Origin of the sequence: Gracilibacillus saliphilus (assembly GCF_010994085.1) — a bacterium.
In the GTDB taxonomy this organism is placed as follows: Bacteria; Bacillota; Bacilli; order Bacillales; family Amphibacillaceae; genus Gracilibacillus; species Gracilibacillus lacisalsi.
Window position 1 is genome coordinate 39055 of record NZ_WJEB01000004.1, and the last position, 18457, is coordinate 57511.

15 protein-coding genes are annotated in these 18457 nt (G+C 37.2%); 8 read left to right on the forward strand and 7 right to left on the reverse strand.

Annotation, left to right across the window (positions count from 1 at the left end; all coding sequences use genetic code 11):
- Positions 1-51: 51 nt before the first annotated feature.
- Complete coding sequence (locus GHT08_RS06610) at positions 52-1359, reverse strand: ABC transporter substrate-binding protein (protein WP_163580651.1); 1308 nt, start codon at positions 1357-1359, stop codon at positions 52-54.
- Positions 1360-1818: 459 nt separating this feature from the next.
- On the opposite strand from GHT08_RS06610, the gene nagA reads away from it, so the two are divergent.
- The 4 genes from nagA (at position 1819) to murQ (ending at position 5489) form a co-directional block, all read left to right on the forward strand.
- Positions 1819-3000: an N-acetylglucosamine-6-phosphate deacetylase gene (gene nagA, locus GHT08_RS06615; RefSeq protein WP_163580652.1), complete on the forward strand. Its 1182-nt coding sequence runs from the start codon at positions 1819-1821 to the stop codon at positions 2998-3000.
- Between the two features lie 6 nt (positions 3001-3006).
- A complete protein-coding gene (nagB, locus tag GHT08_RS06620; RefSeq protein ID WP_163580653.1) occupies positions 3007-3741 on the forward strand; it encodes a glucosamine-6-phosphate deaminase in 735 nt (244 codons plus the stop codon).
- Positions 3742-3850: 109 nt separating this feature from the next.
- Positions 3851-4573: a GntR family transcriptional regulator gene (locus tag GHT08_RS06625; protein WP_163580654.1), complete on the forward strand. Its 723-nt coding sequence runs from the start codon at positions 3851-3853 to the stop codon at positions 4571-4573.
- Positions 4574-4589: 16 nt separating this feature from the next.
- Positions 4590-5489: an N-acetylmuramic acid 6-phosphate etherase gene (gene murQ / locus GHT08_RS06630; RefSeq protein WP_163580655.1), complete on the forward strand. Its 900-nt coding sequence runs from the start codon at positions 4590-4592 to the stop codon at positions 5487-5489.
- A 706-nt stretch (positions 5490-6195) separates the two neighbouring features.
- Here the strand turns inward: murQ and GHT08_RS06635 are convergent.
- Entirely contained in the window at positions 6196-7947 is a 1752-nt protein-coding gene (locus GHT08_RS06635) for a glycoside hydrolase family 13 protein (protein ID WP_163580656.1), read from the reverse strand.
- Positions 7948-8378: 431 nt separating this feature from the next.
- Between GHT08_RS06635 and GHT08_RS06640 the strand changes: the two genes are divergently transcribed.
- The 4 genes from GHT08_RS06640 (at position 8379) to GHT08_RS06655 (ending at position 13044) form a co-directional block, all read left to right on the forward strand.
- Positions 8379-9689, forward strand: coding sequence for a sugar ABC transporter substrate-binding protein (locus GHT08_RS06640; RefSeq protein ID WP_163580657.1), 1311 nt, complete (start codon positions 8379-8381; stop codon positions 9687-9689).
- 68 nt (positions 9690-9757) lie between these two features.
- Positions 9758-11056, forward strand: a complete 1299-nt coding sequence (locus GHT08_RS06645) for a carbohydrate ABC transporter permease (RefSeq protein WP_163580658.1) — start codon at positions 9758-9760, stop codon at positions 11054-11056.
- Positions 11056-11895, forward strand: coding sequence for a sugar ABC transporter permease (locus GHT08_RS06650; RefSeq protein ID WP_018933906.1), 840 nt, complete (start codon positions 11056-11058; stop codon positions 11893-11895). The genes GHT08_RS06645 and GHT08_RS06650 overlap by 1 nt, the downstream gene beginning before the upstream one ends.
- A gap of 111 nt (positions 11896-12006) precedes the next feature.
- On the forward strand, positions 12007-13044 hold the full coding sequence (locus GHT08_RS06655) for a LacI family DNA-binding transcriptional regulator (RefSeq protein WP_163580659.1): 1038 nt from the start codon (positions 12007-12009) through the stop codon (positions 13042-13044).
- A 37-nt stretch (positions 13045-13081) separates the two neighbouring features.
- On the opposite strand, the gene GHT08_RS06660 is transcribed toward GHT08_RS06655, so the two are convergent.
- The 5 genes from GHT08_RS06660 to GHT08_RS06680 all read right to left on the reverse strand — a co-directional run bounded on the left by GHT08_RS06660 (position 13082) and on the right by GHT08_RS06680 (position 18104).
- Positions 13082-13807 (reverse strand): MBL fold metallo-hydrolase, encoded by a 726-nt coding sequence (locus GHT08_RS06660; RefSeq protein WP_163580660.1) that lies wholly within the window; start codon positions 13805-13807, stop codon positions 13082-13084.
- A gap of 366 nt (positions 13808-14173) precedes the next feature.
- The gene (gene melA, locus GHT08_RS06665; RefSeq protein ID WP_163580661.1) at positions 14174-15661 is read right to left on the reverse strand and encodes an alpha-glucosidase/alpha-galactosidase; all 1488 of its coding nucleotides are present in this window, start codon (positions 15659-15661) and stop codon (positions 14174-14176) included.
- A 105-nt stretch (positions 15662-15766) separates the two neighbouring features.
- Complete coding sequence (locus GHT08_RS06670; RefSeq protein WP_163580662.1) at positions 15767-16591, reverse strand: helix-turn-helix transcriptional regulator; 825 nt, start codon at positions 16589-16591, stop codon at positions 15767-15769.
- A 47-nt stretch (positions 16592-16638) separates the two neighbouring features.
- Positions 16639-17394 carry an urease accessory protein UreD gene (locus GHT08_RS06675; RefSeq protein ID WP_163580663.1) on the reverse strand — a complete coding sequence of 252 codons (756 nt, stop codon included), beginning with the start codon at positions 17392-17394 and terminating at the stop codon, positions 16639-16641.
- An 11-nt stretch (positions 17395-17405) separates the two neighbouring features.
- A complete protein-coding gene (locus GHT08_RS06680) occupies positions 17406-18104 on the reverse strand; it encodes an urease accessory protein UreF (protein WP_163580664.1) in 699 nt (232 codons plus the stop codon).
- Positions 18105-18457: the final 353 nt, after the last annotated feature.

Here is an 18457-nt window from a genome sequence, read left to right on the forward strand (position 1 = left end):
GAGGCTGACCCTGATACAGGGACAACCTCCTACTTACTATCTAGTTATCTATTACTCTTCCATTGCAGCTGCTTCCTCTAATACTTGTTCACCAGTTGTGTTACCACTTACAATATCAGGGACGCTTGTCCGCATATGTGTGAACCCTTCCGGATAAATACGGTCGTTGATCGGTAATGCTACTGCTGGAGCATCACTGACTAATTGATGACCTGCTTCCAAATAAGCTGGTAAATCTTCCAATGCACCTTTAGCCGGTGGCTGCCCTGTTGCTCCGGCAATCCGGACAATCGTTTCTTCGGAAGTTAAATAGTTAAACAAATCTACAACAACATCACGCTTTGCTTCATCTTCATAGGATTTAGTACTGATAAACCATCCTTGAGATGCTCCACCGACAATCTCCCCAGTTTCACCTCCATCAGCATAAACTGGCATCGGTAAAACGGTAACATCTTCGCCCATACCTGCTTCTTCCAATTGCCCCCAGAACCAAGAGCCTTCGAAAATCATTGCTGCTTGTTCTTGTTTAAATAATTCTTGTGCCATCGCTAAATCAATTGTTGCTGCATCAGGTGTAAACGTTCCCATATCTGCATGTTTTTTTATGTTATCTAAACCTTCCGCCCAAGACGGGTTTTGGTCTGCTAATTCTGCTGTATAATTTTCCATACCGCCTGCAGCAAGTGCATAATGCTCTACTACATAATATGAGTCCTCTGTAGATGCTGCGATTGGAACAATATCTGTTTCAGCAAATGCTTCAATTGCTGCTTCATATTGCTCCCAAGTAGTAGGTAGTTCAATTCCATTTTCTTCAAATAACTTCTTATTTACGAATAACCCTTCATAAAAACCAGATTGTGGTGCAGCATAAATGTTACCGTCGCTATGTCTTTGTTGTTCTAACATCGAATTAAATCCAGATAAGTCAATACCTTCTGCTTCTTCTAAATTTACAACCTTACCTTCTTCGATGAGTCCTTCTGCATCAACTGTATTAAAATAGAACATCATATCAGGCTCATTATCAGAAGAGAAATCCGTATTTACTTTCGTTCGGATTGTACCTGCATCGGCTGATTGTGAATCATTTTCAATGGTTACATGTGGATGTTCGCTTACAAATTCGTCTAATACTTCCTGAAATACTTCACCGGCCGGATCCGTACCTGCCATTGTCGTAACCACTCGTAAATCAACGTCTTCAGATGCTTCTTCTGTATCTGTCTCTTCGGCACCTTCAGAGTTATCATCATTATCTGCCGGTATTGAATCGGTTTCATTATTAGAACACGCTACTAAACCTATTAAAACAAACAAAAGTACTAACAACAGACTCCATTTAAATTGCTTCAACCTAACTACCCCTTTTCTATAAAGTTTATCAACAACTTATGTACAGTTGTCTATACCTAATATAGCTTGATGGTTTGAAAATGTCAATACTTTTTCTATAATTCTGCCATATTCCACCACTATTTAAATAATCCGGTTAGAAAGATTAATAAACCAATCTATAATAATAGGATATTTTAAACTATTTTCTAACAAACTACCTTCTCTACGTTATTTTCGATAAAGCGAGACTATGATCAGTGTATATCGTCTGTTACCCCTTGTGTTACTTGAAGTCGGACTTTTAGCAACTAAATAAATGGCACCACACCTTGTATATACCATTCGCAACCTTTTTGTAACAAATATTCACACACTTTTCACAAGAAATATACCATATATTTTTATTAGGTATAGACAACCATACTTTAAACTGGTATTCTATGATTAACAACTCATTCTCTAAAGGTGTGATCATAATTGGATAGACAAAAGATTTTAATTAAAAATATGGAAATATATGCAGAAAACCAGAAACTTCATAACGGATTCATTAAAATCAAGGATCATATCATCGAAGAAATTGGTACATTAGACCAAATAACAGCAGAAGAGGAGTACCGAGTCCTTGATTTTTCAGATAAAAATGCAAAGGCGATTCCTGGATTAATCGACGTTCATATACATGGCGCAAACGGAGCTGATGTGATGGATGGCACGAAGCAAGCCTTGCGAACAATGGCTAATACATTACCGAAAGAAGGAACGACTTCTTTTTTAGCGACCACAATGACCCAAAGTAACGATGACATCGAACATGCGATTAAAAATGTCGTCTCCTATATGGATCAGCAAGAGCCGGGAGAAGCTGAAATTATCGGAATTCACTTAGAAGGACCGTTCATCAATATGAAGCGAAAAGGTGCACAGTCTGAAGCACATATTAAGGAACCAGATATTTCACTGTTTCAAAAATGGCATCAATTAGCGCATCAACAAATCAAGCTTGTCACACTTGCACCGGAAGTAAATGGTGGAATGGAATTTGTTCAACATTTAAAAAGTCAAGGCATCATTGCATCAGCAGGACATACCGATGCTACCGCTGGCGAAATTAAGACAGCAATCAAACATGGTTTGTCTCATATTACACATTTATATAATCAGATGCGTGGTTTTCATCACCGGGAACCAGGTGTAGTAGGTGCTGCATGGCTACAAAATGAACTTATGGTAGAGATGATTGCTGATGGTGTTCATTCCACACCTGAAGCAATTCAGACAGCTTTTAAACTCAAAGGAAAAGACAGACTACTGTTAATCACAGATGCAATGAGAGCAAAGTGCTTGCACGATGGTCATTATGACTTAGGTGGCCAAAAGGTCAATGTCGTAGAACAAAAAGCAAGACTAGAGGATGGCACATTGGCAGGTAGCACTTTGAAATTGGGTGATGCACTGAAAAATATTATTCAGTTTAGTGGTTGTACTTTCGAGGAAGCAATCGCCATGACTTCCGCAAATGCCGCTAAAGAATTGGGTATGATAAACAGAAAAGGTACCATTGCTGAGAAAAAAGATGCCGATATCGTTTTATTAGATGATAACAATGATATCATTCTTACACTTTGCCGCGGAGAAATTGCTTACGAAAGGATGTAACAAAAGATGAAAGTAATTCGCACAACCAATCATCAAGAAATGAGTAAAATTGCAGCAAATATTATCTTGGATAGAATAAAATCAAGTTCACATATCACATTGGGATTAGCTACTGGCGGAACTCCTATTCAAACCTATGCCTATTTAGCCGAAGATTACCTGGAGAATCAAACCTCCTATCAGCACGTTGTCACATTTAATTTAGATGAGTATATCGGACTTCCTAAAGATGACCCTAATAGTTACCATTACTATATGCATCAGCATTTATTCAGCAAGGTGAACATTCCTAGAGATCAAACTTTCATTCCCAATGGATTAACAGAAGATCTTGCAGCAGAATGCGAAACATACGAGCAAAAGATCCAACAATACAATGGGATTGATTTACAACTCTTGGGTTTAGGTAAAAACGGTCATATTGGTTTTAATGAACCGGGAACACCATTTGATCAGCACACTCATATAGTGTCCTTAACCCGTTCAACGATACAAGCTAATGCTCGCTTTTTTGGTACAGTGGAGGAAGTTCCGAAACAAGCGATTACAATGGGAATTGGCTCGATCATGGAAAGCAAAGAAATATTACTGCTAGTATCCGGGAAAGAAAAAAATCAAGCACTAAACAAACTCTTGCATGGTAAAATTGACGAACAGTTCCCAGCATCTATCCTGAACAATCATGAAAATGTTACCATCATTGCAGATGAAGATGCTATAATGAATACGGATATTTACTAAATTACCATGTAAAATTTAATGATATTGCAAGCAGAACGCCAAAAACGACGCTAACTAAATCCACTATATATTTTAGTAATTAGATCTATAACAGAAAGGAGAAAGTACAATGATAGATAAGCAATCGCCAATTCCTATTTATCATCAATTAGAAGAGCAAATTAAATCTAAAATAGAAAATGGTGAATACAAGCCAGGTGATGCATTACCATCCGAGCGTGAATACGCTGAACAGCTGAACATCAGTAGAATGACAGTGCGACAAGCAATTACCAATTTAGTTAATGAACGCTATTTACACCGGATAAAAGGGAAAGGAACATTCATAACTGAGCAAAAGTTAGAACAAAACTTAAATGGACTTACAAGCTTTACAGAAGACATGAAAGCACGCGGTATGGAACCGGGTAACAAATTAATTAATTTCGAAATCATTCCAGCCAATCAGAGTTTAGCTGAGCAGCTTCATATACCTGAACACGCACCAATTTATGAGATTAAACGGATACGATTAGCTGAGAACATTCCCATGGCTTTGGAGCGCACTTATATTTCAGCAAATTTAATTAAAGGTTTGACAGATGATATTGTGCAAAATTCACTTTATCAATATATTGAGAATGACTTAGGATTAAAAATAGGAAAAGCAAGCCAAATATTTGAAGCTACTATTGCTAATGAAGAAGAAATTGAATACTTAGAAATACCCGAACATTCACCAGTCCTTTTTATGAAAAGAACGACACAACTAGAAAATGGCACAACATTTGAAGTTGTAAAATCCTCTTACCGTGCAGATCGATACAAATTTATGCTTGATCTAGAACGTTAATAAGGAGCGTCGTATAATGGTTAACACAGTTACAGAAGCGATAAATCAAAATTCGCTTGCTATCGATGAAATGGAAGCTATCGATATCGTCTCACTAATGTTGGAAGAAGAACGCCATATTCAAGAAGGAATTCAAAAATCGTTAACAGCTATTGCAGAAGCAGTTGAACTAATTGTAGACAAATGGCAACATGGAGCTCGTGTCTTTGTTCTTGGTGCTGGAACGAGCGGACGTATTGGGGTATTAGACGCTGTCGAGCTTGGTCCAACCTTTTCGATAGATCCTGACCGTTGGATTGCGTTTGTTGCCGGCGGAAAGAATGCCATGTGGGAACCACTTGAGCAGCATGAAGACAACGCTTCTGATATTGTCTATGATCTACAGCAATACGATTTTAACGAAAACGATGTACTGATTGCTATTAGCGCAAGTGGCTCCACTCCCTATTCCGTAGCTGCACTAACTTACGCGAAAGAAAAACAGGCTGCATCGATTTCGATAAGCTGTAATCAGCAGACATTGTCAACTAAACTAAGTGATGTCGGGATCGAATTGATAGTAGGTCCCGAAGTAATCCGCGGCTCAACGAGACTAAAAGCTGGAACGGCCCAGAAAATAGCGATTAATATGATATCAACCGCAACCATGGTCAAGCTTGGTAAGGTGTATCAGAATGAGATGATCGATATGCAGCTTATTAATAAAAAATTAATGAAGCGCGCAGAGTCGATGCTAATGCAATTGACAAGTATCTCGGAAAAGGAAGCTCAAACATTAATGGACGAGACAAACAATGATGTAAAACTTTCCCTAATGATTGCCAAAACAGGCTGTAACAAAAAGGAAGCAGCTCAATATCTAACGAAAGCAAATAACCATGTAAAGAAGGCAATCCAATTATATGAAATGGGTTAGAGAAACAGCGGTGAAGGGCCGAATGTAAATTCATATCAGCTCTTCACAAAAAGTATAGACTTCGCTATAATAGAGAAAGAATAATGTACATAAGCGGTCGATTTTTTCAGTGAAAAAGGAGGAGACTCATGGGAATCGCATTAATTATCGGTGTTTGCGTTACATTTTTTGTCGCTATTTTCGCTGCAGGATATGAAGCGAAACAATAATTAAGAGGCTTGCTTTCGGTGAAAGCAAGCTTTTTTCTTTGTAAGTTAAGAAAAGATATAATCAGTGCAATGACTACGTTAAGTGAAGTAGTTATTTTGACATGTTTGATGTATATTTACAACGCTCCGACTAATTACTTCGCTATAAGAAGGTGCAACAATTTTTGTCATAAGTAATAGGTTGATCTTTTTTACAATATGACCGCTATCCGTGAGTATAAAAGCAGCTGTGTTACTTCATGCTAGCGTTGTAGAGCCTGATAATAGCGTAGGCCGCCCACTTCCACTCCTGTGGGAATTGTTTGACCTGAAGATCCACTTTTTCGAGCCGATTTTGCTCGAAAAAGTTAGCTGAAGGCCAAACCCCACGGAAAGGGACGTGGGCAGCCGGAGTGGTGGTCAAGCAGTTAATATTATTTCATAATAGCCTATAGAGGAGAATGGCTCAGTTTTTTTCTTAAGTGTATAAACCTAGCTGGATAAAAACGAAAAAGCATCTAATTATGCAATTGAAAGCATTTATATCCGAATGCTTCGATTTTCACTTTTGTTTCTTCTTGTAATACCTCTTGATTGGAGAATAATTCTATTGCCTTTCTGTTTGAAAGTGCCTCGACTTCAATACTTTTCGCTTGGTTACTGTTATTTAATACAAAAATAAGCTCTCCCTCGCTTGCTTGTTTTTGATAGACAACTGTATTTCCATCTATCTCAAGAAACCTGAAATTCGCACAGTTTCCAAATCCAGGTACTTCCTTCCTCATCTTTATTAATCTTCGAACAAAGCGAAATAATTCATGATCTTGCTTGGACTCATCCCATTCCATGCATTTGCGACATCCAGGATCATCATCACCCGTTATGCCAATTTCGTCTCCATAATAAATACAAGGTGAGCCTAGAAAGGACATTTGAAATACGTAAAGCAGTTTGACCAGATCTTTATTACCTTCAGCCATTGTTAAAATTCGAGCCGTATCATGACTGTCCAACAAATTAAAGGCTGCTTCATTAACATTTTGTGGGTACATATGCAATACATTTGTGATACTATCAGCAAATGTTTGACTATCCATTTGTTGGGTAGTAAAATATGCTACCGCACCATTAGTGAATGGATAGTTCATCACGGCATCAAACTGGTCCCCTTGTAGCCAAGGCATTGCATCATGCCAGATCTCGCCCAATATATATGCATCTGGCTTCACTTCTTTTACTACTTTACGAAAATCACGCCAAAACGTATGATCTACTTCATTGGCAACATCTAAACGCCATCCATCAATGTCAAATTCTTCAATCCAATATCGCGCCACATCTAGCAGATATTTTTTCACTTCAGGATTGGCAGTATTTAATTTGGGCATGGATGCTACAAATCCAAACGCATCATAATTGGGATAGCCTTCTGCTTTTACAGGGAACTCCCATATATGAAACCAGTCTTTGTATCGTGAATCTTCTTGTTTTTCCAACACATCTTGAAATGGTTCAAAATAATATCCACTATGATTGAAAACTGCATCTAGCATTACCTTTATGCCTCGATTGTGGCATTCATTCACTAACCTTCGAAAAGTCTCTTTATCCCCGAATTGTGGGTCTATTTCAAAATAGTCAATCGTATCGTATTTATGGTTCGAATACGCTTTAAAAATTGGTGTAAAGTAAATACCAGTAATACCTAAATCGGATAAATAATCCAGATGATCTATGACACCTTGAAAGTCACCTCCGAAAAAATTAGTCGCGCTAGGCTCCTCGCTCCCCCAAGGTATTGTGCCTTCTGGATTTAAGGAAGAGTCTCCATTAGCAAACCGTTCAGGAAAAATCTGATACCAGACCGTATCCTTCACCCAATCTGGTGCTTGAAATATATCATTTTCATGTAAATAAGGCATACAGAAGTAATTACCGATGTCAGAGGGAATCGTTTTATAAAACTCCCTTTCTGTCACGATAATTTTCGTATTATCTTTGTCCATACATTGAAATCCGTAGCGTAATCTTCTGTATTCAGGTTGAACAGATACCTTCCAATAATCTGTTAATTGAGTAGAACCTGTCTTAATCATTTGTTTTGTTTTATATTGCCATTGATCACCCTTAAAATCATACGGGTCCGCAAATATTAATTCGACAGCTTCTACATCTCCTTTTTTCGTTTCTAGCATAATCTCTATTGTTTCTTTATCTCTCGCATAGATGTATGGATTAGTTGCTCTATGGTTTATAGCTTCAATAAACATGTAATATCCCCCTTTTGGAATAGATAGGACAACTCTGAAAGTATATTTGATAATTGAGGACGAAAAAGAGACAATCCACAAAAGCGCAATCGTTTTCCTCATAAGTCCACTAATTTCACAATTTTAATCTATCCTCCTTCCTCAAAAACAAACAACCCCGACTTTTACTAAAAGCCGGGGTTGTTTGTAAAAAATACAAAAGCAGTGCCCTCCATTTGTATAATGGTGTCTATCACTGTTGTTAACTTTATTATTACAATAACCGAAATGATCTGTCAATATATTTTTCCTTTTCAAAAAGTACATATAATGTAGAAAAAAATATTTGAAAGTTTTTCTGGAAAACGCTTGCTTATATAAAAAATCCTATGTATAATTAAAGCCAATTAAGCGCAATCGATTGCGCAAATTATTGAAAAGGGGAGAAATATATGAGAAACATAAAATTATTTTTAGCTTTAATTACACTGTTATTTGCAATCGTTATCATCACAGCATGTGCTCCAGACAGAGAGGAAGAAACAAATACAGATAGCAATCAAGAAAGTACCTCAGAAGATACTGCTAAAGAATCAAATGATTCTGCTGAAGCAGATAAACCGGAAGAATTAACAGTTTGGGCCAATGATGAAGAAGAACAATTAGAAGCTATCGAGAAAATAGCAGCAGATTACGAAGAACAAAATGACATTACAATTAATGTAGTTCCTAAATCAATGCTAGATCAATTAGATGAATTATCATTGGCAGGACCAGAAGGACGTGGACCGGATTTATTCTTTCAGCCACACGATCGAACTGGTGATATTGTTGCACAAGGTTTAGCGCAACCACTTGATATTTCTGATGAACTGTTAGCTGACTACAGTGATGCTTCTCTAGCATCCGTTCAGTACGATTTTGAAGGTTCCAACGATATGTATGGCGTTCCTGCAGTAATTGAAACATATGGCATTTTTTATAACAAAGATATAATGGATGAGCCACAAACAATTGATGACTTACTTACTGCATTAGAGGAAAACACAGACGCTTCCCAGGATAAATTTGGATTTTTAATGAAACCGAACGATTTATATTTCTCTTATCCATTCTTTAAGAGTTTTGGTGGATACATTTTTGGCGGAGATATCGGTGAATATGATACAAGTGATATCGGACTTGCAAATGAAGGTGCTATCGAAGGGGGCGAACTCTATCAATCATTCTTCGGAGATGGAAAGATTCCTCCTTCCACCACAACTGATGTTATAGACGGATTATTTACAGAAGGAAAAGTTGGTGCTGTAATTAACGGGCCATGGAGTATCCCTAGTTATACAGAAGCTTTAGGTGATAGTCTTGGATTTGCGCCATTCCCTGAAATGGATGGGCAAGGAGCTCAATCATTAGTTGGGGTTAAAGCCTGGATGGTATCATACTATTCTGACAATACAGAATGGGCTACAGATCTTGCATTATTTATGACAAATGAAGAAAATCAAAAGCATTACTTTGACGTTGCTGGAGAACTGCCGACTAATACAAGTGCACTTGAATCTATCGAGGATCCAATTTTCAGTTCATTCAGTCAGCAAATTGAAAATGGAGTACCGATGCCTAGTACTCCACAAATGTCTCAAGTTTGGGAACCAATGAATAACGCATTACAGTTCTTAGCTGAAGGGGAAGATCCTTCTTCTGTACTTCCAGAAGCGGTAGAACAAATAAAAACCAATATTGATGCTAGTGGTGCTCAATAAAACATTCACGGGGGAGAAAATAATTTCTTCCCTCTCATTTTTTCTGTCCTATTGGGGAGGTAATCAAATTGAATCACAATTCCAATAACAACTTTAAAAACCATAACCCTAACGTTGCTACCGTATTATCCATAATTTTTGCAGGGTTAGGTCAGCTTTATAATCGCAGATTGTTAAAAGGTACTATTTTTATTCTATTAGAGCTCGCTTTTTTAGTAACGTTATTCGATACCATTAATTTCGGATTATGGGGATTACGTACGTTAGGTACTATTCCTGGTACGGATCACTCGATTCGATTATTGGTCTTTGGTGTCTTAGCATTAATTGCAACAGTTATTTTAATCGCATTATATGTAGGGAATGTGATGGATGCACGTAACCAGGCCAAAAAAATAAAAGATGGGTGGAAGCCAAAAAGGCTTAAAGATACCATTATCGATTTTTATGATACTGCTTTTCCATATTTAATGACTGTTCCTGGGTTATTGCTAATGATTTTTGTCGTCATATTCCCACTTATCTTTTCAGTCTTACTGGCATTTACAAATTATAATTTATACAACTCACCACCAAGGAATCTTGTCGATTGGGTTGGGTTTGAAAACTTTAAAGAACTTATTACTGTCCCAATCTGGCAGGATACTTTCATTAGTGTTTTAGCTTGGACCATTGTATGGACAGTGGTTGCTACGACGCTGCAAATAGCTTTAGGTTTATTCTTAGCATTGATCGTTAATGATCCAAGAATTCGATTCAAGAAATTAATTCGTACCATTTTAATTTTACCTTGGGCAGTTCCAGCATTTGTTACGATTTTAATTTTCTCAGCTATGTTTAATGATGACTTTGGTGCGATAAACCGTGATATTATTATTCCACTCCTCGGTGGAGAAGGGATTCCGTGGTTGAGTGAACCATTCTACGCGCGGACAGCGATTATATTAATTCAAACATGGTTAGGGTTCCCATTTATATTTGCATTGTTTACAGGTGTCTTACAAAGTATCTCAAAAGACTGGTATGAAGCAGCAGACGTAGATGGCGGATCCCGTTTTCAAAAATTTCGATTTATTACTTTTCCACATGTAATGTTTGCCACTGCACCGTTACTAATCATGCAGTATGCGCAAAATTTTAATAACTTTAACATTATTTACTTGTTTAATGAAGGTGGACCTCCGGTAAGAAATCAAAATGCTGGAGGCACTGACATATTAATATCATGGGTATACAAGTTAACATTTGAAACAAACAACTATGCAATGGCAGCAGTTATCTCTCTAATTATGGGACTTATCATTTCTGGTTTTGCCTTTTATCAATTTAGGCAGACGAAATCATTCAAGGAAGAAGGTGAATTGTAATGAATCAAAAGCAAAAATCAAAAATCGAAGTAACGCTTATGTACCTAGTCATTCTTATCACTTCCATTATTATCTTTTATCCATTAGTGTGGACGGTGGGAATGTCTCTTAATCAGGGTACCAGCTTATATTCATCTTCACTTATTCCAGAAAATTTTTCGTTGGAACATTATAAATGGCTGTTTAGCGACGAAAGTGATTATTTATTATGGTATAAAAATTCATTGATTGTATCGATCTCAGTAGCTGCAGGCAGTGTGATCATTACCTCATTGGTAGCATATGCATTCTCACGTTACCAATTTGTTGGAAAAAAGAATGCACTGTATATCTTCCTGTTACTACAAATGTTTCCAGTTATGATGGCAATGGTAGCATTATATATTTTCCTTAATATGATCGGCATGCTTGATACCTTAACTGGGTTAATATTGGTTTATCTAGGTGGGCAAATACCATTTAATGCATGGTTAGTTAAAGGCTATTTTGACACTATTCCACGTGAACTTGACGAAGCGGCGAGAATAGATGGGGCTGGGCATTTAAGAGTATTTTGGAGTGTAATGCTTCCACTAGCAAAACCTATTTTAGCAGTAGTTGCATTATTTAATTTTATGATGCCACTTTTTGATTTCCTATTACCATCAATCGTACTATCAAGTCAGGATAACTATACTCTAGCAGTTGGATTATTTAATTTTATTAATGATCGCTTTGCAAATAACTTCACTAGATTTGCTGCAGGTTCTATTTTAATAGCAGTTCCAGTTGCAACGGTTTATCTATTCTTGCAACGCTACTTAATTTCTGGCCTAACAGCAGGCGGAACGAAAGGATAAATTTCGTTTTACAGTGAAATATACTTTGATAATAATACCTGATCACATATAATAGAACTACAGAATTCTCAGGCATTAATGCATTTTTACAAATCTAAAGGGTGAAAAATTATGGCAGTTACAATAAAAGACGTAGCAAAAAAAGCAGGAGTAGCACCCTCTACGGTTTCTAGAGTTATAGCAGACAACCCTAGAATCAGTTTAGATACCAAAAAGCGTGTAAGAAAAGCGATGAAAGATCTGGGATATCATCCAAACATAAACGCACGTAATCTTGCGGTACGATCTTCACAAGCAATTGGTGTTATCATGCCATCATCAGCTGATAAAGCACTGCAAAATCCATTCTTTCCTGAGGTTTTACGTGGAATTGGCTCTTTTGCACATGAAGCAGAATATTCTTTATACGTATCAACGGGTGGTAATGACCAAGACGTATATGAAGAAGTACAACGAATGGTAAACGGTAACAGGGTTGATGGTATTATCTTACTTTATTCGCGAATTGCTGATCCTGTACAACAATTTTTAACGGGGGAAAATTTTCCTTTTGTCATTGTAGGGAAACCTTCTGAACAAGAAAGTGAAATTACGTATGTCGATAATAATAATTTTAGAGCGAGCAAAGATTTAACCAATCATTTAATAGACATAGGACATCAGCATATCGCATTTATCGGTGGTTCCACTGAACTTACAGTGACACTTGATCGTCTAAATGGCTATAAGTCTGCCATAAAAGAAGCCGGATTACCATTACCAAATGAATATAAAGTTCACGCGGAATTTCTGAAATCCGGAGGTCGTGATGCAGTTGAACAACTATTTGCACTGGATGAACCGCCAACAGGTTTGGTAGTAGCCGATGACTTAATGTCTTTAGGGGTTATTAATACATTAGAAGAAATCGGCCTCAGTTGCCCTGAAGATATTTCTTTAACATCATTTAACAACCTTTATCTATCAGAGATTACGACACCGCCATTAACAACTGTTGATATTCAAATTCATCAGTTAGGTGTACAGTCAGCAAGATGCTTAATTGAAAAAGCAAAAAATAAAGATGAACCTGCTAAACGTATCATTGTTCCTTATGAAATTAAATTTAGACAATCGACAAAATCCATGATATCCGAAATAATCGAATAGTTGAAAAGGTATACCTGAGGAAAGAGGTATACCTTTTTTAAATGACAATCGATTGACCGACAACCGCTATTGTTGCTTGATTAGTATATGTTTGTTTCGCCTCTTCCAATATATATTGGATATTGCCGAAATGAGGTAAATGAGTTAGTATTAGCTGTTTAGCAACTGCTTTTTCTGCCAAAATCCCCGCCTGCCGACCACTCATATGACCTGGGATTTTCCCTTCATATTCCTGATAGAGATTAGCCTCTGAAACCAATATATCAGTATTTTGAGAAAATGAAATCAGTGACTCTTTCCAACCAGTATCAGCCGTGAAGACGACACTTTTTCCTTTTGCCTCTAGGCGTATTGCTAAACAATATACCGGATGATTCGTCTCTGTTGTCTCTAACGTAAAAGGACCTATTTGTGACGTTTGTGTTACATTATATGCTTGTGTATGTTCTTTATAAGTCAATGAATGAAACTGGTCATCCCTATCATGTGCATAGATGGATAATGTTTTAGGATTATCTGTTAATTGGTTTTGGATTAATTTTGCGTAATGAAGTGCTCCGACATCCGCCATATGGTCATGATGGTAATGGGTGATAATCACCGCATCTAATTGTTGAATAGATATGTAATTTTGCAACGACGCAAGCACACCACTACCACAATCTAACAAAAGATAAAACCCATCTTCCTCGATTAAAAAAGAAGAGGTAGCACCATTCGCTTTCGGATAACCTCCCCAAATGCCTAAAGGAATTATTCTCATATTTTCTACTCCCCATGATTGTTAATCTTGTTATATATTTTGTTAACATTACCTATGATGGACACTTTTGGATGTTTTTGCTTTTTACTATCCTTCATCTCCTTGATGATTGATGGACACTTTTTGGCGTTTTTGCTTTTTTCTGTCCTTCATCTCCTTGATGATGGACACTTTTTAGCGTTTTTGCTTTTTTCTGTCCTTCATCTCCTTGATGATGGACACTTTTTGGCGTTTTTACTTTTTTCTGTCCTTCATCTCCTTAATGATGGACACTTTTTAGCGTTTTTACTTTTTTCTGTCCTTCACCTCTCTTCATTATAGCTTCTGAAATACTTTTAACCAGTAAAACTACCAAGTGGCTTTAAATCAAAAATTCCCTTTGTCTGCTTCTCCGGCATTTTTTACAGCTGCTTCTCTATCTTTGGCCATTTCTGCCACTGACTTTACTTTTACTCGAGCCGCTCCCTGATAATCTTTCGTTGGAATTTGTTCTTCTTCAGCTAGTCTTTTTTCGGCCAAAGCTATCGCTTCTTTATACTGTGGTAACCATTCTTTTTCGGCAACTAACATTTCATCAGTCATTTGCCAGATTTCTTTCGGGTTACACACAGCACCGACTAGCGGGTCCATCATCATTGCTTGGCGCAACAAATAATCATCTCCATGGACAGCTGCTTCCACTGCTAAGCGCTGAACGGAAATGCTGACATTACAAACGGCAGCAGGTCCCAGTGGTAAATCCCCTACATACGGCATATTAATTCCATTGCGATCCACGTAACCCGGTGCTTCAATGATCGCATCATCTGGTAAATTCGAAATAATTCCATTGTTAACCCTGTTAAAGTGACCACGGTATATACGACCGGTTTCCAATCCTTCTAAAATATAGGAACCATGTTCTTCACCGCGATTTTCCTCTTTGTATTCAAAGGCTGGTTCCTTTAACCAATTTGGAAAATCTGTCTCAAACCAATTACGTCCCTCTGTACAAACGCGTAGATACCCGCCTGTTTCTCCGTTTATCCAACTACTTAAATCAATCCACTCGTTAATTTCTTCCGGACGCTTGCGATACCACGGTACATACTCACTCAAATGACCGTTAGACTCGGTACTAAAATAACCGAAACGACGAAGCATATCAATCCGTACTTTTTCGGTATCCCTATATTCAGGATGACTTTCAAATGCTTCTAATAACTCACCAGTCCGGTCGACTCCATTTGTTTTCACTTCTATATACCATGTCTGGTGATTGATTCCAGCGCAAATGATATCTACCTCATCTTTTTTCTTTCCTAATACTTCGGCGATCTGTTTATGGCCATTTTGAACACCGTGGCAAAGACCGATTGTATTAACTCCTCCATATTTGTTGCAGGCCCATGTTAACATGGCCATTGGGTTCGCATAATTTAACAACAACACACCTGGATCCGCAACTTCACGAATATCTTTACAAATTTCTAACATTTCTGATATTCCACGTTGCCCATACATAATTCCGCCTGCACTTAGTGTATCCCCTACACACTGGTCAACACCGTATTTTAACGGAATCTCCACATCATGTTTAAATGCTTCTAATCCACCTATTCTGACCACATTAAAAATATATTTTGCATCTTTTAAAGCAGTTCTTCTGTCTGTCGTAGCTTCAATCGTAATAGCTAGTCCATTTTCATCGATATCCCGTTGACACAACTGTGTTACCATATCTAAGTTTTTCTGATTGATATCGGTAAAAGCTACCTCTATTCTTTGAAACTCTGGTACTGACAAAATGTCACGAAGTAAACCACGCGTAAATCCAATACTACCTGCACCGATAAAAGCAATTTTAAATGACATGTCTCGACCTCCTTCTCGTCTTTAAAGGTATCTTATCACGAAAGGAGTGTAAGCGATTTAAATATTATCGTTTCTTGATCACTATATGTGTAAAATTCTAACCTTTTATATTTCACGAGAATGTTCCCGATAGGCTGACGGTGATAAACCTGTTTCCTTTTTAAACAAATTGCTAAAGTATTGACTCGTGTTCACCCCAACATAATTGGAGATTTCTGTAACAGGAATTTCAGTATTGACTAGCAGCATTTTCGCTTTCTCCAGCCGTACTTTAGTAATATATTGATTAATCGTCATTCCTTGTGAAAGACGGAAGATTTTATGTAAATAGCTAGGATGAAGATGCGTGATAGACGCAAGCCTTTCTACCTTTATTTCTGTATCATACTGTTCATGAATATAGGTCAATGCTTTTTTAATATGCTGATTACCTGTTTGTTCATGATACTCACGTCGGTTACGGTCAATCCACAGTAATAATTGGACCATTAAGTTATCGATCAACAGTTGATTGTTTGCAGACTGATGATCTAATTCTAGAACGAGGTGTCGTAATGTAAAATATACCGCATCATCATCTTTTAATAGAAAATACCGTTCGTTCTGATCAAATAATGACCGTATGGACGGTTGTGTTTGAAAAAGCATTTCAATGGACATATAAGGAATGGTTTTATTGCTATGAAGGATAAATTCAATATTTAACATCCGGCAAGGGTGATCTTTATCAATGATTAAACGATGCTTCACATTACTCTGAATATAAATATATTGACCCTTACGCATATGGACAATCCGGTCATCAATTTCAATCTGACATTTGCCATCCATAACATACATAATCTCAATTGCAGGATGATGATGCAAGTCCATCTCAAACTCGTGCCAACGTTTATAATAATAAGCCACAGCCTTAGGAAATTGTCCCATCTTTATCCCCCTTAGAAAAAAGCTAGAAGATAATCTCCTAACTTTTTTCAAACTCTCCACTTACGTATATCTGTGATTTTTTCATCAAAAAAGGCAAGCACATCGTCGACCTCTTGTTTCAATAATGTTATATCCGTCGAAAGCCAGCGAATAAGAATTCCTTTACCATCGATATCGGTCATCCCTGCTCGATGGTGCTTCGCTTGTGATAAGCGCTGCTGGACATCCCATTCATCAAAAGGCGGATCCGGTGAAATATACCATATCGAAGCAACATATGGAAATGACTCTGTCATGCCATGATGTGCCAACATCTCTTCCTTTCCGGTAAATTGGACTGGATCATAAGCTAGACACTGATCTTCCGTCCAAATCTCCATTAACGAATAGTAATGATAATCGGATACTTGATTTAAATGAACGATCTCTGACCAGACAAATTCCCCATCCCCTGTGACATTCACTTTTATATGCTGGCTAATGTTACTTTGATTAGCTGGGATTATTTCTCGCTTTTTAAAAAATAATAACGCTTCTTCTTCGATGTTACAGGTGAATTGAAGGGAATGATCTTCTTGAGCATGTTTATCTGTTTCCATCTCTAATAGTTTTATATTAGACGCTTTTTTTACAGTAAAATCAATCGAAATGGGATCTGTTGTTTGATTCAATCCATCGATATTATAGGTCGTAAATACACGATGGCTCTGATCTGCTTTTGCAATTTTTAATGGTTGATCATTTTTATAGTCTAGAAGATTAACTTTCTGAAACCGTGCTTGTAACTGCTTATTCGATTCCATCTTTACCTCCATTAAGATATAAATAATTTTGATAAAAGATATTTATGTTGCATAGCGGATATTTCTAATCCGATCGCACTATTCTGGATATCTTTAAAATGTAGTGTCATAGCCAATTCAGTTGTTTGATCCACTTTGGTTAATGCATCTAATGTGACTTGTTCCGCGTCTTTTGGTGCTAGTGGAATCGCTCTTACCGCATGTTGGATAAGGTTTGTTAAAGAAAAATATAAATAGGTTTGGATCGTTGCAAACAAGTCAAACCCTTTTTCAAATGCATAAAGACTATATACAATAACATAATGATTGAGTAAATCTCTATCCTTTATTTCTTCCGACCATTTGGAGAGGATAGGTGTCGCTTCAATCGTCAATAGCCGATCAAGGAAACGGCTTCCTGCTTGACGGCTAGTCTTCTTTAACTCCAATACATTCTTTCTGGCATTATATATTTCGGCTAAATACAGAACCTGATTCCAATCATTTTTCTTCAGTTTTGAAAATAATTCTTTAATAATAATTGCATCGTTATATAATAAATAATTACCGACGTAACTATGGCAAAAGGAAGCCAGATCTTCCTTTGAATTTACTTGCTTGGATCGGATATACATTTCCATTCCAATTGCATGTGCTACCTGACTTTTTAAGAAAGATGAATGGTGCATATGTAATAAATGTAAAAGTTTTTGCGAATCATTGGTACTCATCCAATCCCTCCATTTCTTAGTCTATTATATCATACTCATAAAGGTGGATTGATAATATCTTTCGATCGATTTGTTGCTGAATGGAGATTGTATAAGAAAAGCGCAGAACGGCCGCTTAGAAACGTAGCGACTGGAACGAATTAACTGAGATAAAGGAATCACGGTGAGTCTACGAACCGATGATGACTTATCGTAGGGCAATTCGTGAAGTCACCTAGTTTCTGGGCGCTCGGAGCTAGACATCTGCGTAAAATTTATACTTTCTTATCTGATGAGAAAAACCGACAAACCCCGCCGGTCCTTTATTACTTTAGTAGTAATGATAAAATATTTGAACAGCTTGACCACCGCTC